Raw genomic sequence first — 26,050 nt, 5'->3', positions numbered from 1 at the left:
GGGCGCGCGTGATCCGTTTGACGGCATTGTAGACAACATCAATGCATATCGACGCAGAAGAGGCTGCAGTATTGCCGCGTCGCACTTCCAAAGCAGGCGATGCCAGGTGCCGGGCCCGCTCCTTTGCACAGCCGCTCTGGGGGTGAAAAAGACACCGAACGGGCGGACATTTGTCTTCGGTGGGCGATGTCCTTGCCAGCTCATTCCACGTCCCGCATGATCGCAGCTCCAAAGATCCGCAGTCTAAGCCTTGGTTAACCGAATGTTAGTGGAAATGCAGCAGTAATCAGGACTGGTCAGTTCGACCTGGTTTTCGGAGACGCGCATGGACCATTCTCTATCAAGGTTTTTCAAGCGCGCGCCTGCCGCCTCCTTGAGCAACTGCGACCGCGAGGAAATACACCTCAGCGGCATGATCCAGAATATCGCGGCGCTTCTGGTTTTGGACCCGTCAGACCACAGAATTCTCGGTGCATCCGAAAACGTTCCCGATGTCTATCAGATACCGTTCGATGCGATCTTGGGTCAAAGGCTCGGCCAGATTGATCCGGAAATTGTCGCAGAGCTCGACGCGATGGAGCGCAATCAGAAAATACATCCTGAAATCCTCGAAACTCAGAAAACCATCGGCGATGATATCTACGATGTGATCACCCATACCCATCAGGGGCGACGGTTTGTCGAATTCATTCTGAACGCGTCGCCCTCTGCCAGCTTGGCGCGCAAAAAGATGAGGTTGTGCAGCCCGGCTTGCGCTCAGATCATGGGGGCGGATAGTTTTGATGACGCCGTGCAGATCGCGGTTGACACTGTCCGCGAACTGACTGGGTTTGCGCGTGTAAAGATCTATAAATTCGGACCGGACTGGTCCGGCGCGGTTCTTGCAGAAAGCGGGGATGGCACGCTGCCTTCTTACCTTGGTCTGAACTTTCCCGACACGGATATCCCTCAACAGGTCCGGGAGCTGATGCGCATCGTGCCGTACCGGTTCATTGGAAATTCGCAAGATGACAATTTCCGGATCCGGACTTTGCCGTCCGAAGCCGGATCGCTTGATATGAGCTGGGTCATGAGCCGGTCGGTATCCGCAATGCACACGGCCTATCTGCGCAACATCGGAACCAACGCCTCTTTCTCCTGCAGTTTGCTGAACAGGGGAAAACTCTGGGGATTGATTGCCTGCCACCACACGAAAGAGACTGTCGTTCCGGCGGATACTTGGAGTCTTGCAAACGAGATCGGCATTGCTCTGATGTTGAAGCTGGACCAGCAAGAGCGCACTCAGACGGCCGAGATGATCAGACGGTTGCGGTGCGTCGAGAATGAATTCGCGTCAGAGCTGCGCAAAAAAGGCGACGTAGAAGATGTCATCAAGACGCTCGTGCCCGTTCTGCAGAAATTCCTGCGCGCGGATGGGTTCGCGTTTTTATATGGGGTCAATCTGCACACCTCCGGAGAGACCCCTCCGCCGGAGTTCATTCGCGATTTGATCCATTGGATAAAGGCGAACAGGTCCGGGTCCGATCAGTTTCAGACAATTGCCCTGCACGAAGACTACCCCGAGGCAAAGGAACATATCGACAGCGCCTGCGGCATTCTTGTTCAGCCGATCATTGTGCACCGTGTCTGCCAGTTGTTGTGGTTTCGTGGGCCTGTCACACGTACGGTGCATTGGGCCGGCAAACCGACCGCAAAGCTGTTGATCGATGAAAAAACGGGGGCGACGCTCGGGCCCAGGACGTCTTTTGAACGCTGGATTGAGGAGCATCGCAACCAGAGCTTGCCGTGGGAAGAGCCCGAACTCGAAGCGGCACGCGAGATATTCAAGGAGTTTCTCGATATCATCGCATCTCAGCTTCTTCTGAAAGAAGAGAACTCCTCTTTGCGGCAGTTCGCCCATATTGCCGCGCATGACATTCAGGCCCCCCTTCGCGGGATAAGCAACGCGCTGCAGTGGATGGTCGAGGACGACTATGAGCTGCAAAGCCTGCAAGAACATCGTGACCTGGCGGAACAACAGGCCCTCAAGTTGCAAAGGCTGACGGCGAGCCTGCTTGAAATGTCGTTGCTGAGCGAGCAGAAAGTTGAGTTCAGCCCCTATGAGATGAACGATGTCATCGAAGACGCCTGTAACCTGATGCGGGTCGATATAGAGGCAAGCGGCACCAAAGTGCAGGTGGGCTCTTTTCCCGCCTGTGTGGGCGCGCCGGATCTTATCACGCGCATTTTTATGAACCTGGTTGGAAATGCGATAAAATACGCAAAACCTGGCACGACACCCTTGATTGATATCTCTGCAGAGCCGAGTTTGGATGACTGGGTGCGCATCACTGTGACCGACAATGGGCCTGGAATTGAAAAAAAATACAGCAAGCGCATTTTCGAAGTGTCTCAGCGGCTCGTGACAGAAGCTGAAGTGGAGGGCAGCGGGTTTGGTTTGGCAATCTGTCAGCGCATAGCAACTCTGCATGACGGTCGCGTGTTTCTCGACGAGACTTTTGAAAATGGGGCGCGGTTTGTTCTGGAACTGCCGAAGTCTCCAGCCTCCGGAACAGCACTATGACAACAGATCAAGGGGTCAGGAAGCGGCTGCGCGCTGCGATACATCACCAGCACATGGCCATGCATGAACATCCCCTGATGGCACCGTTGTTGCAACAAGAGCTGACAATGCGGCAGCTTGAAGCGACCGCAGTTGTTTCGTGTCTGGCGATGGGAGTCGTGGAAACCGAAAGGGCAAAGCATGGTGCCTGGTCTGAGTTATCCCTGCACGGGCATTTGGAGGCGCTGAAAGACGATTTACCTGATCTTCATCATGTTCCGAACCATGCCGCACTGCCACAGTTGCAGACCGTTCACAGCCTGCTGGGGGCTCTATATGTCATGCATGGATCGGCATTCGGTGCCGCAACACTAAAGAAGTCTGTATTGCGCGCCTTGCCCAATGCTCCCACGTCATTTTTTCTCAATTGTGAAGTGGAGACCTGGCGGTGTCTGTGTAACGCGCTCGAAGCGCTTTCAGCGCCTGAGGCGGCGCAGGCTGAAGAAGGGGCTGTGCAAACTATCGCGTTTTATCGGGGGTTGTCGGACGTCATCTATGCCAATCACCGCTTTCATGCCAGTCTGCAGGCCGTCCCGGGGCTTTTGTCACGCGAAGGATCGGCTGTTCAAGCATGATGGCTGGTTCATACCTTCATTTCAGTGGCAGAGCGACAGGGATTCAAGCATAAATGTACAGATGACTATTTCTCTTTTTTATTAAGACGCTTGCTAGTATTTTTTGCAGTGCCTTAAGCCATCGGTATGCGGGACCCTCCCTATGCGGGTTACGAACTAGGCAGGTTCCTTGATCTGACCGAATTGCGGTCGCTACCTGCTCCATCTTATAGCTCTTGCGGTCGTCCTTCGACTGATCACGGCGGGTGGGGTTGGGGATCGCACTTGTGGTGGGTACGTTTACCCGCTGCTCCTGCACCACTGCACTTAGGGGTACATTCGCTCAGACAAATGGGCCGGAGTTCGTCGCCGAGGCGATGCAGGACTGGTTGGTTAAGGTCGGTATCAGGCCAATCCGCATCTATTCAGGATCACCTTAGGAGAATGGGTACAGCGAACAATTCAATTGAACTCTGCGCAGGGAGGTTCTCAATGCAGAGTGGTTCACGACAACGAAGCAGGCTCAGATCGTCTTCATCCACTGGCTCAAGCAGGACAATAATGCTCGCCCCATGAGGCCCTCAACATGCGACCACCGATGCCAGGAGCCCTAATCAGAAATGGCGCAGGACTTTGGGGGCTAGCCATACTCCTTGGTGGTTACCATGAGCCAGAAACTCTCTCTTATCGATTTGCCCTATTTGGATGCACAGGCGCCGCCGTCAGACAGTCACAACAGATCCCATCCGCGGATTTATGCTTCGCTATTCGAAGTATCCGTCGTCAGGCCAGATTTTCAATTGCCCGCTCGCCTTTCGGCCGATCTTCTTACAAGTCCTGCGCGAATTTATCCCCAGCGTTGATCTGGATCAAGGTTCGACAGCCGCATTGGGGGACAGGCTGATTTCTGCCGATATAGAGGAAGCAACAAATTGGAAGATGCAATTGGAGAGACAGCAACTTGGCACGCAGGCGATATCGGTGGGCATCCATGAGTTCGCCATTGGCATTTGCACGGCGACCAATGCTCTTTGGAGGTTTTTACAATATATTTCAAGGAGCTGGCTGTGGATTCCTTTGTTGCAGATGACCGTCTGCAACGTGCAGGTTTGGCCACGGCCCGCACTGTGGAAGCCCATCGCACGCAGGTCTGTGCTTTGACCCGGAGTGTGCATGAGAAGAGCCTGTTCGGTGACATCCCTTTCTCCGACGCGAAGCTCAACCGGGCTTTTGACAAAACGCTGAAAGTCCCGGAGCGGCACCTTGGGCTGGTCGTCTCGCTGGATGGCCGTGTGCTGGGCTGCTGCTATTGCGCGCTTGGTGACTACTTCATTGGTGAGGGCGCGCGGATCGTCACGGTGAATGCGCTTTGCGTGGAGCCAGAAGTGTCAGATGGGCTGCTCGGAGGGAAGGTTGCGCTGCGGTTGGCGAAAGGTATTGAGGTTTGGGCGCGGTCGCAGCAGGCAACGCATATTCTCTATCACGTCACGGCGGGTATCGAGATCGCACGCGCGGATCGGTTCTTTCGGAAGATCGGGATGAGACAGCTTGGTGGGAATTACGCTTTTGAAATGCCAAGGATAAACCCATGCAAATGAGAGCGTGTTTTCCGAGTTCACAAGAAGGCATCATTCGACCTCGGCGCCGCCTGAATGAGTATGTTGACAACACGAGGTCAGCGGGTTTCTCCATTAAACCAGTTTTTAAGCCTCTGCCTGTTCTGTTGTTCGTTTTGCTAACTTCGTTCTTTGCCGTAGATAAGGCTTCAGCCAATCAGGCCGAAAAAATAGAACGCATGCTGTCTTGGAACGAGCGTGTCGGTATCGATCTGGAAGGTACCAAAGAAGTGTTGACCACACTTGACGGGTGTGAATTTGAAATGAGGACTGAATACAGTTTTCCGGACTCACAGCCAATCGGATTAAAGCTGGAGATTTTGACTATCGATCTAACTCGAGTCGGGCGAGTTGAGCAAAGTGAGTTCCGAGGCCTTTATCTAGTTGAGCTATATGCGCACGGCTTCGGTACTATCTTTAGTCCACTGGAGAAAATGAAAGCCCATACTTATTCGGAAAGGCAGGATGGGAAAAAATTTGAATCGCTCCAAAACCTGACACTCAAGCTGTTCGTTCCCACTACCGACCGAGAGACTGTCGGGAGTGATTTACGAGATTATGTCGAAGCTTACTGCTCGAAAGGTATTTGATAATGGATTACTCAGTTTTCAGCCGTTTGTCCACAAAAGATCTTGGCGACATGACGGACGCGGAGCTCGGTGTCGTACGGGACTTTGGCGGGAGAGTTCGATCTGCCGTAGATGGAAATAGAGAGAAGGTTGCGATTGACGCGATCGGGTTTTTCTCAGGTGGTGCAATAGCAAAAGCTCTTGGATCAATTGCAAAGAGCAAGAGGGCAAAAGAAATCTATGACGATATTGCGGAGGAGATTGGTCTCGAGGGCGCACGAGAACTTCTTGGTATGGATATGGATATCGACGGCGCGACCAAGCGGCACGCTAAAGAACTCGAGGATCACGCAGAGTTCCTTTTGGGTGAGCGCAAAGCTATGCAGGGTCTGGGCGCTCCAAAGGGTCTGAAGCTAGAAGACTTCAACGGGATACTAGACGACGATCTTACGAATATCGACTGGTCGAAACACATAGATATGGACGTATTTCAAAAGCTCGGCGATCCCACAATGCAATTCGTCGATCATTTTGGTACCATAGATTTTGACCTGAAGGTTCCAAAGACACAATCATTTTTCGATGGGTTGAAAAACGCAGCCACTAGCCTGGTCGATACTATTTCCTCTGGACTAAAAGCTGCTGCAAATGGCTTTGCGAGTTTTCTTGACCGGACGGTAGGGTCGGCGACAGGCGAGCTTACTCGTGTTGACGTTAGCGACGGTGTTACAGGAACAATTCATGATCCTAATGTTAAATCGCTTAAAGGTGCGGCCCAAAAGGGAACCGACATCACCGTCGATTTGGGTGGCGGGAAAACCCACACCGGCGATTTTAAAAGCTACCAGCAGGACGTCTTGGGTAAGTCTGAGCATGAAGCCCATCAAGCACTGAACGAAGCAAGGGGTTACTCAACGCGGTCACGCACAGAACTTGGCGATATAGAAACTGGCCGAAGATCTGATCACAACGCCCGTTCTATAGATAACGATCCTTCTATAGACGGCAGCGGAAGTTCTGAAGGAAGCGGCAAGCCCCTCCTCCTTGATCTCGATGATGACGGTATTGAGATCACGGAGCTTTCCAAATCCACGACTTTTATGGATGCGGGGGTTGAGGGATTGCTGCATCGGACGGCCTGGGCTGGGGCTGGCGATGGGGTTTTGTTCATCGATGACGATGGCGACGGGGCGATCTCGGAGAAGAAGGAGTATGTCTTCACCGAGTGGGACCCGACGGCGACGGATGATCTGGCTGCGTTAAGGGCGGTGTTTGACAGCAACGGTGACGGGGTGCTGGACGCGAGCGATGCCCGCTTCGCGGATTTCAAACTGCTTGTGACCAACCCGGATGGTTCGACTACGGCGAAGACGCTGGCGGAGCTGGGGATCGCCTCGATCAACCTGACGGCGGACGCAACGCGGATCGAGCTTCCCGACGGCTCGATGATCACCGGGCAGACGACCTTCACCCGCGCAGACGGCACGACGGGCACGGTGGCGAATGCGACGCTGGTGGCGGAGGCGCAGGGCTACCGGGTGGATCAGGTGGAGAGCACGGACGCCTCCGGCAACCGCGTGGTGGTCAGCACCGCCTACCGGACGGATGGCGATGTGGCTTACAAGATCACCTCGGTGACCAGCCCGGATGGGTCGCGCATCACCAACAGCTATGACGATGATGGCGACGGGGTGGTGGACCGGTTGCAGGATATCTCGACGGTGACGGATGGAGGTGGGAACAAAATAGAAACCGTCGTGAACAAAACCGGATCTGATGCGGCGACGGCGATTGTGGCCAGTCGGGTGGTGACCACGACCAGCGCAGATGGGTCCGACGTCACGATCCAGCGGGACTCTACAGGGGGTGGCTGGTTCGACCAGGAAGAGCTGCGCACCTCGCTGGGGGATGACGGCCGCAGCACCGTCATCAACGATCTGGCTGAAGATGGCTCGATCATTCGCGGCTCTGGTGAGACCATCACCTCGGACGGGCTGACACGAATGAAGGGCACGGATGAAGATGGCGACGGGTCGGATGATCTGATTGTCGTTCATGACATCACCGAACATAACGACGACAGCCGGACGGAAAGCACTGTGGCACGCAATCAAGACGGAAGTCTGCGGTCGTCTGAGACCATGGCGGCGGGGCCGGATGGGCAGAGCAAAGTTATCAGTCGGGATCTGGACGGTGATGGCGCAGCCGAGACAGTCGAAGATCTGTCTATCACTCTGGGAGCGGGGGGCGACAGCACATCGGTTCTGAGGGTTGAGAACGGGGATGGCAGTCTGCGCAGTACTGTGACGCAAACGCAGTCCGCGGATGCGCTGACTAAGACAATCGCCTCTGATGTGGATGGCGATGGTGATGTCGACACGACAACTGTTGATGCAACGGCAATCAACGCTGATGGAAGCCGCGCAAACACGATCACCACGACGAACACCGATGGGTCCGTGCGGTCGATGCAAAAGACCGCGTTGGGAAGCGATAAGGTCAGCTCTGAAACCTGGGTTGACCTCGATCAGGACGGCATCTTCGACGCCGATGAAAGGGTGCGGTCGGTAACGGTCGATGGCACAACCCAGGACCGCACCACGGTAGATCAGGCCCGGGCCGCGGACGGCACGGTTCTGGCCAGCAGCACAACTGTCTCCTCTGCGGATGGTCTGACGCGCACCAGCACGGCTGATAGCGATGGCGATGGCGACGTGGATACGGACGTATCCGATCTCACCACAGTCGATGGCGCCGGTGTCTCGACGCGCACCGTCGCAACGAGCAACCAGGACGGCACGCTCCGCAGCAAAACCGTTGTGACAACCACCGCAGACGGGTTGACGACGACGACACAGGTGGATGCGGATGGTGATGGCGTGTTTGACGGCCAGATCGTTGATTCCCACGTGTTGGAAGCAGATGGTAGCGTTACACGAACTATTGAAAATTTTGCAGGCGATGGCACGACGCTGCTCAGCAAAACCACTTCGACTGAGAGTGCAGACAGGCTCGTCAAAACAACTGCGCAGGATATTGATGGTGACGGGGTCGCAGATGCGGTGATGACCTCTACGCAAGCGCGCGAGGGATCGGTGGTTGTGACGGACATCCAGACAAATGCGGACGGCACAAAGATCACCTCATCGCAAACCTCGGTCAGCGCAAATGGGCTGGTCTCCAGTACGGCAAGGGATCTGGATGGTGATGACATCACCGACGTCGCCGAAGACCGTACGACGATCCTGAACGCAGACGGCAGCCGTACGACAACCACTGTTGTTCGGAATGCCGATTTGTCTATCCGCAGCAGCAGCGTCTCGACAGTGAGCGACGAAGGTCTGGCCCTCCAGACCCAGCGCGACGCGGATGGCGACGGCACCTTACGGCGGGCACAGACATGGCTCTGGCCGTAGTGCGTGAAGACTTGGGGCCGGGTCCGGCGTTACACTTGGCCAGATCGCTAGTGACCCCGATGATCAGGTCGGCGGGACAGTCCCAATTCAGTTCCGATCTTGTCCGCCAGACCCACGATTCAGCCTGCGAATTCGCCGCACTACATGATTGGTTGCGAGACAACCTGGCGGTGCCCATCAGCGTTGGCGATATGGCCGAGAGATGCTCCATGAATGACGGACAGATAGCTGCGCTGACCTTCGAGGCGGCGGTCGATGCCCCAGCCCGATTCAAGCGATCACGAACCGTTGCCGCTCACTTTGGACTAACTCAGCGAAGATATCAGTCGGGTGAACATGACAATCCGGGCCGCATCTCTCGAGCAGGAGATAGAGATGTCCGCTCAGCTCTGTACGCTGCGGCCAATGCATTGCGAATGCGCACGATGGCTGGGTCGCAGATCAAATCGTGGGGCATGCGCCTGATGCGGACCAAGGGCAGACGCCGTGCAATTGTTGCTGTCGCACGCAAACTGGCTGTTTTGCTCCACCGCATGTGGGCAGATGGCACTGAGTTCCGTCCGGTGAAGGTGGAGGGTACATCATGATCTGAACCGCCCAACACCAAAACCGAACGGGGTCGTCCTCACTGGACGAGGTTTGTGGATGAAGCCGAATATGGCTGCTGCGCAACGAGAAGCGCGTCCCAGAGCTTAGACAAGCCTGCGGATGTCTTGAGCTGGTTGTCCTTACTCATGGCGTGCCCGCCGAAGATCTGCCCGCCTTCATCGGAAAAGATGCCCACCGACGGGTCACCGTCTTCGAAGTGATGCAGCAAGCCTTCGTAGGTCACATCCGATAGAACCTTGCGCGGAATGATCGGCGCCATCGGCGCTTGCGGGGCATCGGTTTCGATCACGTCGCCGTCACCGCCGCTGTAGGCCCTGACCAACGGATCGATAGCCTTGTTAAACCGCAGCTTCGGGGCTACACGGAAGAGACGATTAGGATTGTGGAGGCTGTGACCAAGCGCCCCGAAGGTGATCAGACCTATGCTGAGCGCATCGAACATTTGGCACGCTCCGGTCCGATAGAAGCTTTGCAAGTAAAGATCGCGGACCTGTCGGACAACAGTGATCCTGCGCGTCTCACAATGCTTCCCAAAGAGAAAGCCGCTTCGCTCGCTCAGCGCTACCACCGTGCGATTGATGTGCTACGCGACGCCATTTCTGACAAAGAGCCTTCCTAGCCGTCAAAGTTCCAAATCGTAGAGGTCTCGGATTTCGTCATCCTGGATGCAGAGATATTCAAGAGTCTGCGCCTTTGAAGCGTGGCCGTAAGCGGCCATGAGAAGAGGGATTGGCCGATCCATCTGGACGCGCTGGTGGTAGCCCCACGTCTTACGCATGGAGTGCGTGCCGTAGTTGCCATGCAAACCGACCTCAGCGCACCAGCCCCTGATTAGAGCATTCACGCTGGTGACCTTCAACGCCTTCTTTCCTGTGCGGGAGATGAAGAGCGGCGCATCTGATTTTGGGTTCGGATGCTCTGCCAGCCAATCGGCCATTAAACGCACGACAGCTCCGTTCAAGGTTGCCGCACGGTACTTTCCCGTCTTGCTCTGCTTGATCTCAAGACGGTCGCCTGTCTGAAGATGTTCGATTTGACCGACACTTACCCCGCGATTGGCGTTCGCCGCGACCAAGGACGACGCGTCCGAAAGCGGTTTTGATAACTTCGTCTTCGTAATCAAGACAAACCTTGGAACGCAATTCGGCGCTAGTTTCACGACCTACCCGCTGCATACGTTGGCGAAATATAACGACGCGCCTGATACGGTTCTTTGTGCGGCAAGGGTCAACGGTGGCATTGTGTGGGGGCACCGCGACGTAAAGCTTATGGTGAATAACGGCGTTGACCCCGACGCAGAGACGGCTTCCGCCAGAAAGAAAAGCTTCGACAACAAAGTTATGCACGTCGTTGAAGCGGTTCGGGCTGGCGCGACGACCCGCGACGCAATTGCGCTTGCCGTTGCCCACACAGGTTGCGGGGGCATCACGACGAACCAATGGCAGAAGGTCGATGGGGCGCTACCGGGTCGCGGCGTTCAAGTGACAAAGACCGCGCACAATAAATACGTCTATCAAGTTGCGCCACCGAATGCGGAAGCCGCACAATCCAAAAGTGATGGACCCTATATCCTCTCAAGAACTCAATAACTGCAATATCTACACTCCTAGATATTAGATATTGAGTTATTTGTGTTTAAGTGGGTCCACCCCCTAAAAGCCTTCCCGACCGCGACGAAACCAACCACCGTAGAAAGGACCGAAGACATGTCGTATGAATTGAGAAGTGTTCCGAATGAGTTTGTCGAATTTATCGGCGGCTTCGTGATCGAAACGGAAACTGCGGCGGGGCGAAAACCGCCCTTCATTACGCAGGGTTCGCACATGGCAATGTATGTGCAGCTTGTCCGCGATATGTTCCACACGTCACATGATCGTCGGTGGAACGAAGGCCACAAAGGGCTTTTGGAAGACGGTGCACGCCGCATGGTCGATACCTTCGGCGAAGTCTATACGCGTCAGGGCGGTGCATACATGGACAAGCACCTTAAGGACATGGCGTTACGCATGATTATCGGCTTGATCGATCACACGCCGTTCCCGTTGCAGTGCATCGTAGAATACGAACTGTGGAAGCTGCGCAGCGACGCGTTCCTTGCCAGCTACTACCGCACAAGTTGGGACGACGACGGGTATACCGAAGAACACCCCATGCGCACCTTCGCGCGTTACCTCGACTATCTGGACGATATTAAGGGCGTCGATACCGCCGAATATAAAGCAAGCTTTGAAAAGAAACGCTGTGTCGTATCATGGCGTCGTGTCGGCTTGGGGTTTGTGCCGCAAGAAAAGTGGCAACCGCGCTTTCAATACCCGGCTGTCATGGCGAATGATATGAACTAACACCAAGGCCAGCCGTAGGGCCTGTGGGCAAGGGATAGCAAAGTAAGTGGCGGACATTTTATCCGCCGTAGAGTGTTGATATTTATAGATAGTATCTACCAAAAACCCTTCAACCCATGTTCTGACCCATACTTCATGGTATCTTTGCAAGTGTCGGCGAAGGCTTCGGACGTATCCTAAATCTATGATATAAAATAGAATTCGTCCACACGGGTCTATTTTTCATGGGGTGTCCGAATTCGTTTGACCGGCGGTAATTCAGCCTGCTTTTCGTAATTGAAATGGTCAAAACAGTCGGATTGAAGCCTTGAATTTGCCAGCAACAGAAAGCGGTTCCGGTGAACCCCCCGTCCGGCCCCGCCGTAGCCGGGTTCGGCTGGATACGATCAGCGATGCACGCCGGGAAGCCGCACGCATTTACCGAAAAGCCGTCTGTGGCGACCTGAAAGTAGAAGACGCGTCGCGCCTTGTGAACATGCTCGCAATCATCGGTCGCATGGTTTCGGAAGGCGACTTTGAAAAGCGGCTTGAAGCCCTTGAACGGGGCGAAACGTAATGGCGCGCTTTCTCATGGGCAGATTGGCAAAGCTGGAACGGCGCGGGAAGCGGCCAAGCATCATTCACAATTCGGTCGCGCGGTTCACGCCCGAAGGCCAGCTTGTCGGCCCCATGCCGAAGGCCAAGCGCATCATGCGCGTAACGGACTTCGGGTCAGATGCTGAATGGTCAACGAAGCCACGTGAACAACAAATCCGCCTAATTTCATCGGCGGGAATTCAAGAAGAAGGAATGGCACAATGAACGTTATGGGAAAAGCAACTATCGGAAGCAATCTTGGGTCCAACCTTTCGCTTGTCAGGCGCCAGGAAGAAACGATGCAAAAGCTTCGGCTTTTAACTTATCTTGGCCTGAAACTTGGTGCTAAATACCCGTCCATACAAAAGGAAGTGGAAGGCCAGATTGGCCGGATCAAGGAAATGACCGAAAAGGCGTCGCGCGTTGCCGGTGACAAGACCAAGAACCAATACCAGAAACACCTTTTCGCCCGCGATCTTGCCAACGTCATTGGTGCAGATATTCGACGCACCCAAGAGCATGTCGCCAAGATTGCCGACGAACTGACCGCCGAAGGTGGACAGATGGTTGAAGGCACCCTTGGGCCGAAGGATGAATACGGATACCTTGTATTCCGAAGTGCGCCAATGGGTGCGCGACAACAAGGGCACGCCCGAAAGCTTGGCAAGTATTAACGAAGGCTATCGTGACAGTCTGCCGATTGCCGCAGCGATTTACCATAGCCCTGCACAGCTTTTGAACATGTCCAAGGACGTTCACACGATGATGGCCGGTAAGGCCGCTGAACTGTGGGCACCGAAAGGTTGGGATATGCTCAATGAAGGGTTGAACGTCGGCAAGGCCGTTAAAGGCTATGACGCAGTTATCGGTGATATTTATTCGTCGTATTTCAATGAAGAAGTCGTTGCCGAAGCCGAAGCGTCGCAGGTGTGACCCGTGACCGCCGCAGCCGACATTGCAAAGCTGGTCGCATGGATTGCGGCCAGTAGCCCGGCGAAGCGCCCCGCTCCGATGCACGGCTTTGTGCAGGTGCCGCCCTGGGCTTGCGTGTGGCCTGTCGATCCCGCCGCAGCGGACTACCCCGACCTATCGGGGGCGGGCATCCGCTCTTTGCCCTTGTTCTGCGCCTCTGCGGCCCTTGCCGCCCCGGTGATGGATCCAACGCCTAGGCTGGTCGTATGAGGCCCTTCCAAGAGTCTCTGACCGGCTGCACCACGTCCTGCACCATGTGCCGGAAAGCCGATGGGACTTGCCCCGCGTTCTTGCTGTGGGCATCACGTCGCCGTCGCAATCCACGAATGCAGCCCTAGCCGCCGAAGGCTTGGTGCTAAGTTTGGAAGAAACCGCCGTCTTGTTCTGCCCCCTATATGCGGTCACGTCGAAGGACCGTAGCAGGGCGCAAGAGGTTTGCCGCGCATCCTACGCTTTAGCGGCGTAGAGTGGGTTCGGCCCTTTGCGTTTGGGGGCGTTCAACAATGATGACTTCCCGTCGTCCCCCAAGAGACAGAATCAGACCGACAATTAGGGAAATCGACCCGAGCACGAAGCCGAACAATCCGGCGATGCTTGTCATCAAGCCGCCCGCGATCACACTTCCGGCTGCGGCATAACCTTTGTCGGCTTCTGCGGCCCCCGAGACCATATCATGCGACACGACCCCGGAGAGTATGAATGTCGAAACCGGCAACGCGAATATTGCCGCGCCTAAGAGCAAGAAGCCCCGTCCAAACGCGCGCCGGACTGTAGGGGCAAAAGCCGCCAATAGCGTAACTACGAAAAAGACGACGAAGAATCCCGCCGTGCCCTTGCCGTCGGAAATGGCCGCGAAAAGCGGAGATAGCGCCAGCCCGGCGGCAATGCCGAAGACCACGCCGACAATGATCTGAAAGATAATCCGAACAACTTTCATTGGTTGCCAGTCTCCAAGCCTTCGACGGCTTCAATGCTCAAGCGAATGTCGCTTCCGCGTATCTCCACGGAACCGCTTCCCTTGATCGAACAAAGTTCGTCGGTGTCAATCATAAAGCTGCCTTCTTGGCACTCGTCTTCGATCCGTTCCCGAATTTCGCGGCCTGCATCCATCGTTGCGGTGAAGAACTCACCGGCGTTGCTGTAAAAGCGAAAGTTACTGTCGTTGTAGAAAATCTTGCCAGAAAAAGTGACCGGCTTCCTGTCCATCGAGGCAAGGTATTCTTCAAACGTTTTGGCATGGGCACTTCCCGCACACGCCAAATAAGCGCCGCACAACGCAGCAAACACTACCATCTTATTCCGCACAATTTCTCCCGACAACTTGAACGCGATATAGCTAAGTAGTGCCGCACTTTGCATCATGTGTCACGCGCGAAGGCATGGTGTGGTCGAGAGGCAAGAGGGGAACGGACTGCGCGTGCTGCGACATGCGGTCACGTCTTCGTGAGCAAGAACCCGTCATATGTCCGTATGAACCCAATTTCGAAGCATGGGTTCGAACATGGGTTGAGTTGTCTCTTTGAGACAAAACTCAATGAAATCAAGGGGTAATGGCGGAGAGACAGGGATTCGAACCCTGGGTAGGCTTGCACCCACAACGGTTTTCGAGACCGCCCCGTTCGACCACTCCGGCACCTCTCCTCCATTGATTGCACTACGCTTTTCCTTTTTTGCCTGCAAGACCGTTTCTTGGTTTTAAAGATAGTTTTAGAGATTCACGCTCTGGTCTGTTTTTGTTTCGTTCCTTTTGGTCCGGGATCGCCGCAGCCTTCTTCGGTATCTTTTAAAACCGATCATTAGGGGGTGCAGCTCAGCTTGCCGCCTTTTTGCCCTCGCAGAAGGGAATTATCTGGGGCAGGGGGGGCTTCCTTTGGGTCGTCGTGTTTGGCTGTTAATGAACCTGGTCTGCCAAAGCCCTTGAGACGTCGCTTTTGCGTCGACCGTGCCCAGCAATGACGCTAGCGCCGCTATGGAGAAAACACATCAGAAGCGGCGGTCTGCGGTCGTTTCCGGCTGCAATCCCTCCTGAAACGTTTTCGCAACGCTCTGAGGGGCTCTCGGCAGTAAGAGATTGATTTGAAGCGATATTGGCCGGTTTAGGAACCGCGTTGGTTGGCCGTTCTGCGCGCCGGCTCGGGTCGGCAGGTTTGGCCCCCCTTTTTGCGCTCTGACAAGAGGGGAATGGCCGGTTGAACGCATACACGGGAAATTTCATTGCTCGGAAAGATAATTGGCTTAATCTTGGTGCCAAGGCGGAAAATCGCGCTGAATCAGGAGGCGAAGATGACGGCAATGGCTCGGGCAGGAATGCTGATACTCACTTTTTGTGCTGTCTGCTTGACGGTCGCTAAGCCCGTGGTCGCGCAAAGCAACGACCGGTTGGAGGCGTTTCTGGAGGCCACCGGCTTTGATGTCGCGCTTGAGAGCATCCGCCTGACGGCGAGCACCGCCCCGGCCATGATCGGCCTTGAGGCGGATGATTTCGGTCTGCAATGGACCACCCTCGTGGATGAGGTTTTTGACCCGGATCTGATGCACGATATGGCCATCGATATCCTGTCCGAGACGCTTGACGACGACCTGCTTGTGCATGCGGTGGAGTTCTACACCTCTGGTCTGGGACGGCGTCTCGTGGTGGCGGAAAACGCGTCTCATATGAAAGAGGATGAAGAGCTGAAAAGCGAAAGCGGGCAGGCGATTGTCGCGGGGCTTGTCCAGATCGGCTCGCCCCGTCTGGAAGAGCTAAAGCGCCTGAATGCGGCGGTTGGCTCCGAAGATGCCTCTGTTCATGCGATACACGAAGTGCAGGTGCGGTTCCTGATGGCGGCTGCAACAGCGGGCGTGATTGAATTGCAGATGGATGAGGCGGACCTGCGCGAAAGCCTCAAGCGGCAGGAAGGTGAACTGCGGCGGAGCATGCAGATCAATGGGCTTGCCTCCTCTGCCTATACTTATCAATCGTTTTCCGATGAGGAGATCAGTGCTTACGCGGATGCGCTTGAGGACCCGAAAATGCAGGAGGTCTATGCGCTGATGAACGCGGTCCAATTTGAGATCATGGCCGATCGCTATGAAGAAATCGCGCTGTCGATGAGCCAGCTGCGCCCCAGTCAGGAGCTCTGACGATGCGCGCCCTCTGCCTTGCGATCTGCCTGTCGGTCAGCGCGCTGCCGGCCTGGGCCAATGCGCGCGTCACGCTGTTGATGGATGCGCTGAAGGTGACGGAGGTCGTGAGCATCTTGCGGGCCGAAGGGCTGAGCTACGCGCAGACGCTGGACGCCGACATGCTGAACGGGCAGGGCGGTGCCTTCTGGACCAGCCAGGTTGATCGCATCTATGACGCCGAGCGGATCGAGGAAACGGTGCGCGCCGCCCTGGAAGCGGGGCTCGAGGAAGAAGAGATCGAAGCGGCGCTGGCATTTTTCACTTCGGAGCGCGGCACACGGATCGTGAGGCTGGAGAATGCCGCGCGCACCGCCATGGCCGACCCGGAGGTCGATGAAGCGGCCCGCGAAATATATGAGTCCTTGCGTGACAGCGACGGCCCCCTTGTGCAGCTGGTTTCACACTATATCGACGTCAATGATCTGTTGGAGCGGAACGTCAGCGGCGCGATGAGCGCCAACTACCAGTTCTACAAAGGGCTGTCAGACGGTCGTTTCATGCGCCGCTCTGACGCGGATATTCTGGACGAGGTATGGGCCCAGCAGGACGACATTCGGACGGACACCGAAAGCTGGCTGCATGGCTTTTTACTGATGGCCTACCAGCCCCTGCCGCTGGAAGACATGCAAGCCTATGTCGACTATTCTGCCAGCCCCGAGGGGCAGGCGCTGAACGCCGCGCTTTTTGAAGGGTTTGAGACCGTGTACCGCGACCTCTCCTATGCCTTGGGCCGCGCGGTTGCGCTGAATGCGGCGGGCGATGAAATCTAGGGGGGTAGATGCTTGACAAGCCGGTTGCTTTGGTGCATCTGGCGGCTTCATCAAGAAGGGTCCGGATCGTCGGGCCTCTTTTTAATTCATACACACCCTTGGCGGGGTGCGCTGTTCGAGGTGGCCGCGCGGCCGAAACGCCCATGCATCTGGGGACCACAGAACGCGGTTGAAAAAGGGAAATACCATGTTTGCGGTCCTCAAAACCGGCGGCAAGCAGTACAAGGTTCAGGCGGGCGATATGCTGCGCGTCGAGAAACTTGCTGCAGACGCAGGTGAGACAGTACAATTCAACGAAGTTCTGATGCTCGGCGGGGAGGCCCCCGTTGTGGGCGCACCTTTTGTGAAAGACGCCGGTGTGCAGGCCGAAGTCGTCGATCAGATCAAGGGCGAGAAGGTCATCAACTTCGTCAAACGCCGCCGGAAGCATTCCTCCAAGCGCACCAAGGGTCACCGTCAAAAGCTGACGCTGATCAAGGTCACCGACATTCTTGCGTCGGGCGCGGGTAAATCCGGTGTCAAGGCGGCGATGGGCGCGGGCTCTGTCTCCGCGAAAGCGGTCGAGGCGGCAACCCCCAAGAAAACGGCGCCCAAGAAAACCGAGGCCAAGGCAGAGACCCCGAAAGCCAAAGCGGCCCCGAAGGCAGACGCTGGCGCGGATGATCTGAAAAAGCTGTCAGGGGTCGGCCCGGCGCTTGAGAAAAAGCTGATCGAAGGCGGTGTGACCTCCTTTGCGCAGATTGCAGCATGGACCGACGCGGACGTAGCTGCTATGGACGAGAAACTGTCGTTCAAAGGCCGGATCGAGCGTGAAGGCTGGATCGAACAGGCCAAAGAACTGGCCAAAGGCTAAGGAGAGACCAAATGGCACATAAAAAAGCAGGTGGTTCATCCCGCAACGGTCGCGACTCGGCGGGCCGTCGTCTTGGCGTGAAACTTTATGGCGGCCAGGCGGCCATCCCCGGCAACATCATCGTGCGTCAGCGCGGCACCAAATTCTGGCCGGGCGAAGGCGTGGGCATGGGCAAGGATCACACGATCTTTGCGACCGTTGACGGTGCCGTGACCTTCCACAAGGGTCTGAAAAACCGTACGTTTATTTCGGTCCTGCCGGTGGCGGAGGCCGCTGAATAAGCCCTTTCCCAAGGAAATGACACATTCAGGGGGATCGGCGACACCGCCGGTCCCCTTTCTCATTTTTGCCATACCGAAGTGTTAGGCCCAGAACGATGTCGAACTGCATCCATACCGACCGGCTTGTACTGCGTCCCTTTCAGGACGCAGATGCCGCGTGCGTGGCGGAGCTGATCGGCAACCTGGCCGTGTCCCGATGGTTGACGCGGGTACCGCATCCTTATTCAGCGCAAGATGCCCGCAGCTTCTTTGCCCGGCATGCCGCGGATGATATGGTTTTCGCCGTGACCCACGTCGGTGATCTGATCGGATGCTGTTCGATTGGCGAGGAGTTGGGCTATTGGCTGGGGGAGCCGTTCTGGGGTCAAGGTTATGCCTCTGAGGCGGCAACAGCGCTGGTGGATCGCTATTTTGAAGCGACCAGTGACCCCATTCAGTCAGGCTATATGCTGGGCAACAGTGCCTCCGCCGGTGTTTTGTCAAAGCTCGGGTTTCGCCCAACCCGACGCGAGCAGGCGGTGTGTCTCGCGTTGAATTCTGTGGTCACGTTGCAAAAGATGACACTGTCACAAAGCACATGGCGGGCGGCATCATGAGCGTCGCCGTCACCAGCTTTGCGATCTTTGCGGCCTCGCAGGTGGGCACACCGGGTCCTGCGAACATGGCCCTGATGGCCACGGGCGCGCGCTTTGGGTTTCGCGCCGCACTGCCTTTCGTGGCCGGTGTGGCGCTCGGCAAGCAATTGGTGATCTGGCCCGTGGGATTTGGCTTGATGGAATTGGCCGCACGGGCCCCATGGGTCTTTGAAGCGCTCAAGTACGTATCGGCGGCCTATATCATCTGGCTCGCCTGGAAGGTCGCCAACCTGCGTCTGGGCGAGACGCGCGATGCGGGTGAGGCGCCGGGCTTTGTGGCGGGGCTGATCGTGCATCCGCTCAATCCAAAGGCCTGGGCGATGATCGTTGGAGGGTTCACCGCTTTTGTCGCCCCCGGCACACCGGTTGTTGAGGCAACGGCAACCATTGCGGCGGTATTGCTCGGCTGCCAGATTCTGCTGCATCCGCTGTGGACACTTACAGGTGAGGCAATCGCCAGAACCGTGGTTGGGACGGCACTGGAACCATATCTTATGTGGACCCTTGCGGCGTTGACCGTCGCTTCGGTCCTATTCGTACTGTTCGGAGGAGGGACATGACGATGGAAATGAAGAAAATACCCGTTCAGGCGGTGATAGAAACGGAGCGCTTTGATCTGCGGCCCTTGCGGCGCTCGGACATGGGGCTGATCGAGCTCTATGGCGGTGACGAACGCGTGGCACGGATGACGACCTCGATCCCGCATCCTTTGCCGCCCGGCAGGACCGAAGCTTTTATCAACCGCGCCCTGCAGGATACCCGCGACGAAGACGTCTGGGCCATTGACGGCACAAAATCGGACGCCTGCGAGTTGATGGGGCTGATTTCTCTGGAGCGGATGGACCGTGCACAGTCAGAAATCGGCTATTGGGTGGCGCCAGCGTATTGGAATACCGGTCTGGCCTCTGACGCGGTCCAGGCGTTGATCGAGGCGAACCCGTTGCAAAACAACACCATTTTCGCCAGTGTCTTTCAGGACAACCCGGCTTCCGCGCGGGTGCTGACCCATTGCGGCTTTGAATATCTCGGGGATGCCGAAAGCTTCAGCGTGGCGCGGGATACAACCGTGCCCACCTGGACCTATCTGAAAAAACTGTGATTGAGCCGCAGCGCCGCTTACGCTAGGAAGCCCCGATGAAGTTTCTTGATCTGTGCAAAGTCTACATCCGCTCCGGCGCGGGCGGCGGCGGCTGCGTCAGTTTTCGGCGTGAAAAATACATCGAATATGGCGGGCCGGACGGCGGCGACGGTGGCACCGGCGGCTCGGTCTGGGCGGAGGCGGTGGACGGGCTGAACACCCTTATCGATTTCCGCTACCAGCAGCACTTTTTTGCCAAGAACGGCCAGCCGGGCATGGGACGGCAACGCACCGGCAAGGACGGCGATGATATCGTGTTGCGCGTCCCCGTGGGCACGGAAATCCTGGACGAAGATCAGGAAACCGTGATTTGTGACCTGACCGAGGTTGGCCAGCGGGTGCAACTGGCGCGCGGGGGCAACGGGGGCTTTGGCAACCTGCATTTCAAGTCCGCCACCAACCAGGCACCGCGGCGCAGCAATCCGGGGCAGGACGGGGTCGAACGCACCTTGTGGCTGCGCCTCAAGCTGATCGCGGATGTCGGATTGCTCGGGTTGCCCAATGCCGGCAAGTCGACCTTTCTGGCCGCGACTTCCAATGCGCGCCCCAAGATCGCGGATTATCCCTTTACCACCCTGCATCCAAACCTGGGCGTCGTGGGGGTCGATAACGCGGAATTCGTCGTGGCCGATATTCCGGGGCTGATCGAGGGCGCGTCCGAGGGCCGCGGTCTTGGGGATCTGTTTCTGGGTCATGTAGAGCGATGCGCCGTTCTGCTGCATCTCGTGGATGGCACGTCCGAAACGGTGGCGGAGGATTACACCACCATTCTCGCGGAACTGGAAGCCTATGGCGGCGGATTGGCCGATAAACCACGCATCACGGTGTTGAACAAAATTGATGCTATAGATGAAGAAGCACGCGAAAGCGCTTGTAAATATTTAGAAAAGCTGAGTGGCCAGCATGTGATGATGATGTCCGGGGTCGCCGGTGATGGTGTCACCGATGTGCTCCGGGCCTTGCGGCGGCAGATCACCGAGGATCGCCTGCGCCAGAAACCTGTCGAGGAGGACGAACCGTGGCGTCCCTGACGCAGGCCCGCCGGGTCGTTATCAAGATCGGCTCCGCCCTGTTGGTGGATCGGAATGCGGGCGATTTACGGCAAAAGTGGTTGGTCTCTCTGGCGGAGGATGTCGCCTGGCTCAAGTCATTCGGCATTGATGTGGTGATTGTCTCCTCGGGGTCGATTGCGCTGGGGCGGGGGGTGTTGAACCTCTCCGCCGCCGATCTTCCGCTGGAGCAGTCGCAGGCTGCCGCCGCCGTGGGGCAGATCCGGCTGGCCCGCGCCTATGAGGAAGGTCTCGCTCCGCATGGGATCACCACCGCGCAGGTCCTGGTGACGCTGGACGACAGCGCGAACCGACGCCGCTATCTCAACAGCCGCGCCACGTTGGAGCAGTTACTGGGCATGGGTGTTGTGCCCATTGTGAATGAAAACGACACGATTGCCACCGATGAGATCCGTTTTGGAGACAACGACCGGCTGGCGGCCCAGATCGCCGCGACCGTCGGGGCGGATCAGCTGGTGCTGCTGTCGGATGTGGATGGGTTTTATTCGGCCAACCCTGCGTTGGATCCGGCGGCAAGACGGTTTGACTTGATCGATAGGATCACCCCCGAGATCGAGGCGATGGCGGGGGACGCCGGGTCCGGTCTCTCCAAGGGCGGGATGAAGACCAAGCTGATGGCCGCCAAGATCGCCATAGCGGCTGGCTGTACGATGGCCATCACCGAAGGCTCCGTGCTGCATCCGCTGCGGGCTTTGGGGAACGGGGCCGCTGCCACCTGGTTCACGGCGGATACCGATCCTCAGGCCGCGCGCAAACGCTGGATCGCGGCGATGAAACCGAAAGGGACGGTCAGCCTCGATGCCGGGGCAATTGCGGCGTTAAAGGCGGGTAAAAGCCTGCTGCCGGCGGGTGTTGCGGCTATTTCCGGCGGTTTTCAGCGGGGGGACGCGGTTGCGATCACCGACAGCGACGGACATACGCTGGGGCATGGTCTGGCGCGCTATACCGCGGAAGAGGCCACGCGCATTCTGGGTCGGAAATCGCATGAGATCGAAGCTGTGCTGGGCTATCCGGCGCGGGCGGCTTTGATCCACCGGGACGATATGGCATTGTAGGCACAACAGGGTTGGAAAACTTTAAATGCGGAGGGTAGGGCGTTGAAAGATATGAATAATATTCCGCAGATGATGGCAGGGGCTGGTGCGGCGGCCAAAGCGGCGGCCCAGCAGTTGAGCGTGGCCACGGCAGAGCGCAAGCACGCCGCTTTGATCTCCGCTGCAGAGTCCATCTGGTCCGAGCGCCCCGAAATTCTGGCGGCGAATGCGCAGGATCTGGAGTATGGCCGGTCCAAGGGCCTCAGTGCTGCGATGCTGGATCGGCTGATGCTGGATGAAGACCGTTTGCGCAGTATCATTGACGGGTTGCGCTCTGTTGCGGAGCAGCCGGACCCGGTCGGCGAGGTGATGGCCGCATGGGACCAGCCCAGCGGGTTACACATTCAGCGGGTCCGCACGCCGCTAGGGGTGGTGGGTGTCATTTACGAAAGCCGCCCGAATGTGACGGTCGATGCCGGGGCCCTGTGCCTCAAGGCCGGGAACGCGGTGATCCTGCGCGGCGGGTCCGAGAGTTTTCACTCCTCCAAGGCGTTACACGGCTGTCTGCTGCGCGGTCTGCGGGATGCGGGCCTGCCGGAAGCCTCGATCCAGCTTGTTCCCACACGCGACCGGGCGGCCGTGAGCGAGATGTTGACCATGACCGACAGCATCGACGTGATCGTGCCGCGGGGGGGGAAGGGGCTTGTCGGGCTGGTCCAGCGGGAAGCCCGCGTGCCGGTCTTTGCGCATCTGGAAGGTATTGTGCACATCTACATTGACGCGGCGGCGGACCCTGAAAAGGCCGCGCGCGTTGTGATGAACGCCAAGACCCGGCGCACGGGCATTTGTGGCGCGGCGGAATGTCTGCTGATCCATCAGGATGTGGCCGATACCATCGGACAGACCGTCGTGCGCCAGCTTCTGGCGGCGGGTGTCGAGGTACGGGGCGACTCGGCTTTGACCGGCATCGAAGGGGTGCTGCCCGCGACCGAGGACGACTGGGGCCGGGAGTATCTGGACATGATCATCGCCGCCCGCGTCGTGCCTGATCTGGACACGGCTCTGGATCACGTGCGGCGCTATGGCTCAAATCACACCGACTGCATTTTAACCGAAGACCTCGCCGCGGCGCGCCGGTTCATGGCGGAGCTTGATTCCGCAATCATCATGCACAACGCCTCGACGCAATTTGCCGATGGCGGTGAGTTCGGGATGGGGGCCGAGATCGGCATTGCTACGGGAAAGATGCATGCGCGCGGGCCGGTCGGCGCGGCGCAGCTGACAAGCTTCAAATACCTCGTGACCGGTGACGGGACACTGCGCCCTTAAAAGCGCAGTTTCACCTCACTCTCGGTGATCTCCGTAATGACCCGGCGTCTTGCGTCCCCAGCGATCAGGGGTAGCAGGGCGAACTGAACCTGTGCGGGGCGCAGATCGGAGGGGGCCTCCTTGGTGGCGAGGATATCCCAGAGCGACTGGTCGATATTGAGCTTGTCCGCCTGACCGTGCAACAGCCAATGCCCGTCGCTTTGGCTGATCTCGATCCGCCCGCCGTAAGGCATCGCGGTCTCGACACACAAGAGCGCGAGAAACGCCATCCGGACGCTGGAGCGGGGCTGTGCATCCATCGGACCCCAGGCCACATCCAGGCGCGCGCCCTGCATCACATCCTTGAGGATCGAGATGATCTCGGCCCGGCCCATCATCTGCTCGCCGGCCGCGCCAAAGGCCACGCGAAAGTACCTGATGCGCGCACTGGCGTTGCCGACACTCTCCTGGATAAGGTCCATCTCGGGGCCAGGGGCCCCGCCGGACATATCCAAAAGCTCCAGCCCATTGTTGATTGCGCCAATAGGGGATATCAGATCATGGCAGATGCGGCTGCCGATCAGAGCACCAAGGTTTATGTTGCTCTGGCCCATTCATGGTCTCCTGCGCGAAAAGGGTAAGATGGAAGATTTAAACGCCATATTTTCTCCGGGTATGTTGGTCCGGCATCCGGACCACCCCGAATGGGGCATCGGACAAGTCCAGAGTAACGTCGGTGGCAAGTTGACCGTGAACTTTCGGGATGAGGGGAAAATCGTCATTGAAAGCGCCCGGGTTTCCTTGCTTGCTGTCTTTGATGAATGAACATCCTTTCCAAATGGTTAACGCGCACGTGGCGATTGTAAAGCTGCTTCTCTTTCCCGTGATTTTCCTGGCGTCTTTGCAAAACCGGCGCCTGCGTCGGGTTTTTGGACAGTAAGGGCCGTTAAATGACTGTTTCTTCTGCGCCTTCATTCGCCGTCAAGCTCGCCACCTCACCCGAAGAACTGGAGGCCGCCCAACGTCTGCGGTACGACGTGTTCGTCAAGGAACTGGGCGGTGGCGGTCATCTGGTCGATCACGACCGAAAGCTGGAGCGGGACAGATTCGACCCGTATTTTGACCATCTTATCGTGACTGATACAGCAAGAGACGCACTGGCCGGGGTCTACCGGATGATGCGCCGCGATCAGGCAGAGGCGGCGGGCGGGTTTTACTCGGCGGCTGAATACGACCTTGGACCGCTGATGCGCTCGGGCCGCAAGGTGCTGGAGCTGGGGCGGTCCTGCCTGCACAAGGATTACCGGGGTGGGATGGCGCTGTTTCACCTCTGGAACGGGTTGGCAGCCTATATCGCGGAACATGAGATCGAGATCCTCTTTGGCGTGGCGAGCTTTCATGGCACCGACATTGCCCGGCTGGCCGCGCCCTTGTCCCTGCTGCACCATCGTCATCTGGCCCCGCCTGCACTGCGGGTCAGGGCCCAGCCCGACGCCTTTCAGCGGATGGACCTGATCGCCGATGCCGCGCTGGATAAGCGCGCCGCGATGCTGCAGATCCCCGCGCTCATCAAGGCCTACCTGCGGCTGGGTGGCTTTGTGGGCGAGGGGGCCTTTATCGATCACGCGTTCAACACCACAGACGTGTGCCTCGTGCTCGACACCGGCAAGATGAACGAACGGCGCGCGCGCCTGTATCAGGGGGAGGCGCGGTGAGCACCACCTGGTATGGTGACAAGCCGCCGCCGCGCAATGCGATCACGGCTGCGGGATGGGCACGCGTGATCCTGAAAGGCACGGCACTGGGTGTTCTGGTTTTTGGCGGTCTTTTGGTGCTGCTGATGCTGCGCCTGATCGAGCGGCCGCTTTTCGACCCGCGCCGTCCGATCACGCCCGCGATCACGGTCTTTGTCTGCCGGACCGCGCTGCGCGTCATTGGGATAAAGCTGCGGCTGCGGGGGCGTTTTGCGCCAGAGGCGGGGGCGGTGGTTGCCAATCATTCAAGCTGGCTGGATATCTTTGTGCTCAACGCGTTCAAACGCGTCTATTTCGTGTCAAAGGCGGATGTTGCCGAATGGCCCGGCATCGGCTGGCTGGCGCGCGCCACCGGGACGGTTTTCATTGAACGGACCCGTAGCAAGGCTGCCGATCAGGCCCGGCTTTTCGAGACGCGGTTGGGGGCAGGGCACCGACTCTTGTTCTTCCCGGAGGGTACCAGCAGCGATGGAACCAAAGTTCTGCCTTTTAAAACAACACTTTTTGCCGCTTTCTTTGCGCAGAATTTGCGCGCGCAGATGCAGGTGCAGCCGGTTTCCCTAAGATATCATGCCCCGGAGGACCGTGATGCACGGTTTTACGGGTGGTGGGGCGACATGGATTTCGGCCCGCATTTGCTGGCCGTGCTGGCCGCGCCGCGCCAGGGGAGCGTCGACGTGGCCTACCATCCGCCACTGGCGGTGGCCGCCTTTGACAGCCGCAAAACGCTCGCCGCAGCGGCGGAGCGGGCTGTTCGATCCGGCCACTAAACGCTCGCAGATCGAT

At 57.5% G+C, this 26,050-nt stretch carries 30 protein-coding genes, 1 tRNA gene and 1 pseudogene; 26 read left to right on the top strand and 6 right to left on the bottom strand.

Translation table 11 applies throughout. The features are described from left to right. Positions 1-325: 325 nt before the first annotated feature. The 6 genes and pseudogenes from H7847_RS21645 to H7847_RS21620 form a co-directional block, all read left to right on the top strand. On the top strand, positions 326-2,563 hold the full coding sequence (locus H7847_RS21645; RefSeq protein ID WP_227271572.1) for an ATP-binding protein: 2,238 nt from the start codon (positions 326-328) through the stop codon (positions 2,561-2,563). Beyond that, the gene (locus H7847_RS21640; RefSeq protein ID WP_227271571.1) at positions 2,560-3,177 is read left to right on the top strand and encodes a heme oxygenase-like domain-containing protein; all 618 of its coding nucleotides are present in this window, start codon (positions 2,560-2,562) and stop codon (positions 3,175-3,177) included. The genes H7847_RS21645 and H7847_RS21640 overlap by 4 nt, the downstream gene beginning before the upstream one ends. Before the next feature lie 1,046 nt (positions 3,178-4,223). Further along, positions 4,224-4,754: a GNAT family N-acetyltransferase gene (locus tag H7847_RS21635; protein ID WP_227271570.1), complete on the top strand. Its 531-nt coding sequence runs from the start codon at positions 4,224-4,226 to the stop codon at positions 4,752-4,754. Then, positions 4,745-5,362 carry a hypothetical protein gene (locus H7847_RS21630; protein ID WP_227271569.1) on the top strand — a complete coding sequence of 206 codons (618 nt, stop codon included), beginning with the start codon at positions 4,745-4,747 and terminating at the stop codon, positions 5,360-5,362. Before H7847_RS21635 ends, H7847_RS21630 begins: the two co-directional genes overlap by 10 nt. A 1,100-nt stretch (positions 5,363-6,462) precedes the next feature. Further along, positions 6,463-8,757 (top strand): hypothetical protein, encoded by a 2,295-nt coding sequence (locus H7847_RS21625; protein ID WP_227271568.1) that lies wholly within the window; start codon positions 6,463-6,465, stop codon positions 8,755-8,757. A 218-nt stretch (positions 8,758-8,975) separates the two neighbouring features. Continuing rightward, positions 8,976-9,344, top strand: a pseudogene (locus tag H7847_RS21620) (transposase); the annotation flags it as partial. A gap of 38 nt (positions 9,345-9,382) precedes the next feature. Here H7847_RS21620 and H7847_RS21615 read toward each other — a convergent pair. Further along, the gene (locus tag H7847_RS21615) at positions 9,383-9,808 is read right to left on the bottom strand and encodes a DUF3987 domain-containing protein (RefSeq protein WP_227271566.1); all 426 of its coding nucleotides are present in this window, start codon (positions 9,806-9,808) and stop codon (positions 9,383-9,385) included. Positions 9,809-9,988: 180 nt separating this feature from the next. Beyond that, on the bottom strand, positions 9,989-10,441 hold the full coding sequence (locus tag H7847_RS21610) for a tyrosine-type recombinase/integrase (protein WP_227271565.1): 453 nt from the start codon (positions 10,439-10,441) through the stop codon (positions 9,989-9,991). Here H7847_RS21610 and H7847_RS21605 point away from each other — a divergent pair. The 7 genes from H7847_RS21605 to H7847_RS21575 all read left to right on the top strand — a co-directional run bounded on the left by H7847_RS21605 (position 10,422) and on the right by H7847_RS21575 (position 13,466). After that, a complete protein-coding gene (locus H7847_RS21605) occupies positions 10,422-10,955 on the top strand; it encodes a hypothetical protein (protein WP_227271564.1) in 534 nt (177 codons plus the stop codon). The two genes, H7847_RS21610 and H7847_RS21605, sit on opposite strands and share 20 nt — an antisense overlap. Positions 10,956-11,072: 117 nt before the next feature. After that, positions 11,073-11,708 (top strand): hypothetical protein, encoded by a 636-nt coding sequence (locus H7847_RS21600; RefSeq protein ID WP_227271563.1) that lies wholly within the window; start codon positions 11,073-11,075, stop codon positions 11,706-11,708. 307 nt (positions 11,709-12,015) lie between these two features. Next, entirely contained in the window at positions 12,016-12,264 is a 249-nt protein-coding gene (locus H7847_RS21595; RefSeq protein WP_227271562.1) for a hypothetical protein, read from the top strand. After that, positions 12,264-12,509 carry a hypothetical protein gene (locus H7847_RS21590; protein WP_227271561.1) on the top strand — a complete coding sequence of 82 codons (246 nt, stop codon included), beginning with the start codon at positions 12,264-12,266 and terminating at the stop codon, positions 12,507-12,509. Before H7847_RS21595 ends, H7847_RS21590 begins: the two co-directional genes overlap by 1 nt. Beyond that, positions 12,506-12,958, top strand: coding sequence for a hypothetical protein (locus H7847_RS21585; RefSeq protein ID WP_227271560.1), 453 nt, complete (start codon positions 12,506-12,508; stop codon positions 12,956-12,958). Before H7847_RS21590 ends, H7847_RS21585 begins: the two co-directional genes overlap by 4 nt. Beyond that, positions 12,915-13,217: a hypothetical protein gene (locus tag H7847_RS21580; RefSeq protein ID WP_227271559.1), complete on the top strand. Its 303-nt coding sequence runs from the start codon at positions 12,915-12,917 to the stop codon at positions 13,215-13,217. Before H7847_RS21585 ends, H7847_RS21580 begins: the two co-directional genes overlap by 44 nt. 3 nt (positions 13,218-13,220) lie before the next feature. Beyond that, positions 13,221-13,466 carry a hypothetical protein gene (locus H7847_RS21575; RefSeq protein WP_227271558.1) on the top strand — a complete coding sequence of 82 codons (246 nt, stop codon included), beginning with the start codon at positions 13,221-13,223 and terminating at the stop codon, positions 13,464-13,466. Between the two features lie 244 nt (positions 13,467-13,710). Here H7847_RS21575 and H7847_RS21570 read toward each other — a convergent pair whose 3' ends face one another. The 3 genes from H7847_RS21570 to H7847_RS21560 form a co-directional block, all read right to left on the bottom strand. Next, positions 13,711-14,193 (bottom strand): hypothetical protein, encoded by a 483-nt coding sequence (locus H7847_RS21570; protein WP_227271557.1) that lies wholly within the window; start codon positions 14,191-14,193, stop codon positions 13,711-13,713. Beyond that, positions 14,190-14,618: a hypothetical protein gene (locus H7847_RS21565; protein ID WP_227271556.1), complete on the bottom strand. Its 429-nt coding sequence runs from the start codon at positions 14,616-14,618 to the stop codon at positions 14,190-14,192. Before H7847_RS21565 ends, H7847_RS21570 begins: the two co-directional genes overlap by 4 nt. A gap of 189 nt (positions 14,619-14,807) precedes the next feature. Next, positions 14,808-14,897 (bottom strand) — tRNA-Ser (locus H7847_RS21560). Between the two features lie 642 nt (positions 14,898-15,539). Here H7847_RS21560 and H7847_RS21555 point away from each other — a divergent pair. The 10 genes from H7847_RS21555 (at position 15,540) to H7847_RS21510 (ending at position 23,531) form a co-directional block, all read left to right on the top strand. Further along, positions 15,540-16,379 carry a DUF2059 domain-containing protein gene (locus H7847_RS21555; protein WP_227271555.1) on the top strand — a complete coding sequence of 280 codons (840 nt, stop codon included), beginning with the start codon at positions 15,540-15,542 and terminating at the stop codon, positions 16,377-16,379. A 2-nt stretch (positions 16,380-16,381) separates the two neighbouring features. Then, on the top strand, positions 16,382-17,191 hold the full coding sequence (locus H7847_RS21550; RefSeq protein WP_227271554.1) for a DUF2059 domain-containing protein: 810 nt from the start codon (positions 16,382-16,384) through the stop codon (positions 17,189-17,191). A gap of 187 nt (positions 17,192-17,378) precedes the next feature. Continuing rightward, entirely contained in the window at positions 17,379-18,044 is a 666-nt protein-coding gene (locus H7847_RS21545; RefSeq protein WP_227271553.1) for a 50S ribosomal protein L21, read from the top strand. A gap of 11 nt (positions 18,045-18,055) precedes the next feature. Beyond that, positions 18,056-18,325, top strand: a complete 270-nt coding sequence (rpmA, locus tag H7847_RS21540; protein ID WP_195820307.1) for a 50S ribosomal protein L27 — start codon at positions 18,056-18,058, stop codon at positions 18,323-18,325. A gap of 95 nt (positions 18,326-18,420) precedes the next feature. Further along, entirely contained in the window at positions 18,421-18,921 is a 501-nt protein-coding gene (locus H7847_RS21535; protein ID WP_227271552.1) for a GNAT family N-acetyltransferase, read from the top strand. Further along, the gene (locus H7847_RS21530; RefSeq protein WP_227271551.1) at positions 18,918-19,520 is read left to right on the top strand and encodes a LysE family translocator; all 603 of its coding nucleotides are present in this window, start codon (positions 18,918-18,920) and stop codon (positions 19,518-19,520) included. The genes H7847_RS21535 and H7847_RS21530 overlap by 4 nt, the downstream gene beginning before the upstream one ends. Positions 19,521-19,522: 2 nt before the next feature. Then, positions 19,523-20,059 (top strand): GNAT family N-acetyltransferase, encoded by a 537-nt coding sequence (locus tag H7847_RS21525; protein ID WP_227271583.1) that lies wholly within the window; start codon positions 19,523-19,525, stop codon positions 20,057-20,059. A gap of 35 nt (positions 20,060-20,094) precedes the next feature. Further along, entirely contained in the window at positions 20,095-21,129 is a 1,035-nt protein-coding gene (gene obgE / locus H7847_RS21520) for a GTPase ObgE (RefSeq protein ID WP_227271550.1), read from the top strand. Beyond that, positions 21,117-22,223 carry a glutamate 5-kinase gene (gene proB, locus H7847_RS21515; RefSeq protein WP_227271549.1) on the top strand — a complete coding sequence of 369 codons (1,107 nt, stop codon included), beginning with the start codon at positions 21,117-21,119 and terminating at the stop codon, positions 22,221-22,223. The genes obgE and proB overlap by 13 nt, the downstream gene beginning before the upstream one ends. A 51-nt stretch (positions 22,224-22,274) precedes the next feature. Further along, entirely contained in the window at positions 22,275-23,531 is a 1,257-nt protein-coding gene (locus H7847_RS21510; protein ID WP_227271582.1) for a glutamate-5-semialdehyde dehydrogenase, read from the top strand. Here H7847_RS21510 and H7847_RS21505 read toward each other — a convergent pair. Further along, positions 23,528-24,124 carry a histidine phosphotransferase family protein gene (locus H7847_RS21505; protein WP_227271548.1) on the bottom strand — a complete coding sequence of 199 codons (597 nt, stop codon included), beginning with the start codon at positions 24,122-24,124 and terminating at the stop codon, positions 23,528-23,530. The two genes, H7847_RS21510 and H7847_RS21505, sit on opposite strands and share 4 nt — an antisense overlap. A 28-nt stretch (positions 24,125-24,152) precedes the next feature. On the opposite strand from H7847_RS21505, the gene H7847_RS21500 reads away from it, so the two are divergent. From H7847_RS21500 to H7847_RS21490, 3 genes are all read left to right on the top strand, one after another. Further along, positions 24,153-24,335 carry a DUF3553 domain-containing protein gene (locus H7847_RS21500; protein WP_227271547.1) on the top strand — a complete coding sequence of 61 codons (183 nt, stop codon included), beginning with the start codon at positions 24,153-24,155 and terminating at the stop codon, positions 24,333-24,335. A gap of 125 nt (positions 24,336-24,460) precedes the next feature. After that, positions 24,461-25,225 (top strand): GNAT family N-acetyltransferase, encoded by a 765-nt coding sequence (locus H7847_RS21495; RefSeq protein ID WP_227271546.1) that lies wholly within the window; start codon positions 24,461-24,463, stop codon positions 25,223-25,225. After that, the gene (locus tag H7847_RS21490; RefSeq protein ID WP_227271545.1) at positions 25,222-26,034 is read left to right on the top strand and encodes a lysophospholipid acyltransferase family protein; all 813 of its coding nucleotides are present in this window, start codon (positions 25,222-25,224) and stop codon (positions 26,032-26,034) included. The genes H7847_RS21495 and H7847_RS21490 overlap by 4 nt, the downstream gene beginning before the upstream one ends. Positions 26,035-26,050 lie beyond the last annotated feature (16 nt).

The sequence above is a fragment of the Roseobacter weihaiensis genome (assembly GCF_020622345.1).
Taxonomy (GTDB): Bacteria; Pseudomonadota; Alphaproteobacteria; order Rhodobacterales; family Rhodobacteraceae; genus Roseobacter; species Roseobacter weihaiensis.
Note: the sequence above shows the minus strand (reverse complement) of the source record. Positions and strands in the feature narration are given on the sequence as shown.

Coding starts and splice junctions, on each gene's coding strand:
- H7847_RS21570 (WP_227271557.1), bottom strand. CDS start 14,193: ATGAAAGTTGTTCGGATTATCTTTCAGATCATTGTCGGCGTGGTCTTC.
- H7847_RS21495 (WP_227271546.1), top strand. CDS start 24,461: ATGACTGTTTCTTCTGCGCCTTCATTCGCCGTCAAGCTCGCCACCTCA.
- obgE (WP_227271550.1), top strand. CDS start 20,095: ATGAAGTTTCTTGATCTGTGCAAAGTCTACATCCGCTCCGGCGCGGGC.
- H7847_RS21525 (WP_227271583.1), top strand. CDS start 19,523: ATGGAAATGAAGAAAATACCCGTTCAGGCGGTGATAGAAACGGAGCGC.
- H7847_RS21600 (WP_227271563.1), top strand. CDS start 11,073: ATGTCGTATGAATTGAGAAGTGTTCCGAATGAGTTTGTCGAATTTATC.
- H7847_RS21645 (WP_227271572.1), top strand. CDS start 326: ATGGACCATTCTCTATCAAGGTTTTTCAAGCGCGCGCCTGCCGCCTCC.
- H7847_RS21505 (WP_227271548.1), bottom strand. CDS start 24,124: ATGGGCCAGAGCAACATAAACCTTGGTGCTCTGATCGGCAGCCGCATC.
- H7847_RS21510 (WP_227271582.1), top strand. CDS start 22,275: ATGAATAATATTCCGCAGATGATGGCAGGGGCTGGTGCGGCGGCCAAA.
- H7847_RS21550 (WP_227271554.1), top strand. CDS start 16,382: ATGCGCGCCCTCTGCCTTGCGATCTGCCTGTCGGTCAGCGCGCTGCCG.
- H7847_RS21615 (WP_227271566.1), bottom strand. CDS start 9,808: ATGTTCGATGCGCTCAGCATAGGTCTGATCACCTTCGGGGCGCTTGGT.
- H7847_RS21545 (WP_227271553.1), top strand. CDS start 17,379: ATGTTTGCGGTCCTCAAAACCGGCGGCAAGCAGTACAAGGTTCAGGCG.
- H7847_RS21565 (WP_227271556.1), bottom strand. CDS start 14,618: ATGATGCAAAGTGCGGCACTACTTAGCTATATCGCGTTCAAGTTGTCG.
- H7847_RS21590 (WP_227271561.1), top strand. CDS start 12,264: ATGGCGCGCTTTCTCATGGGCAGATTGGCAAAGCTGGAACGGCGCGGG.
- H7847_RS21640 (WP_227271571.1), top strand. CDS start 2,560: ATGACAACAGATCAAGGGGTCAGGAAGCGGCTGCGCGCTGCGATACAT.
- H7847_RS21535 (WP_227271552.1), top strand. CDS start 18,421: ATGTCGAACTGCATCCATACCGACCGGCTTGTACTGCGTCCCTTTCAG.
- H7847_RS21630 (WP_227271569.1), top strand. CDS start 4,745: ATGCAAATGAGAGCGTGTTTTCCGAGTTCACAAGAAGGCATCATTCGA.
- H7847_RS21555 (WP_227271555.1), top strand. CDS start 15,540: ATGACGGCAATGGCTCGGGCAGGAATGCTGATACTCACTTTTTGTGCT.
- H7847_RS21530 (WP_227271551.1), top strand. CDS start 18,918: ATGAGCGTCGCCGTCACCAGCTTTGCGATCTTTGCGGCCTCGCAGGTG.
- rpmA (WP_195820307.1), top strand. CDS start 18,056: ATGGCACATAAAAAAGCAGGTGGTTCATCCCGCAACGGTCGCGACTCG.
- H7847_RS21585 (WP_227271560.1), top strand. CDS start 12,506: ATGAACGTTATGGGAAAAGCAACTATCGGAAGCAATCTTGGGTCCAAC.
- H7847_RS21500 (WP_227271547.1), top strand. CDS start 24,153: ATGGAAGATTTAAACGCCATATTTTCTCCGGGTATGTTGGTCCGGCAT.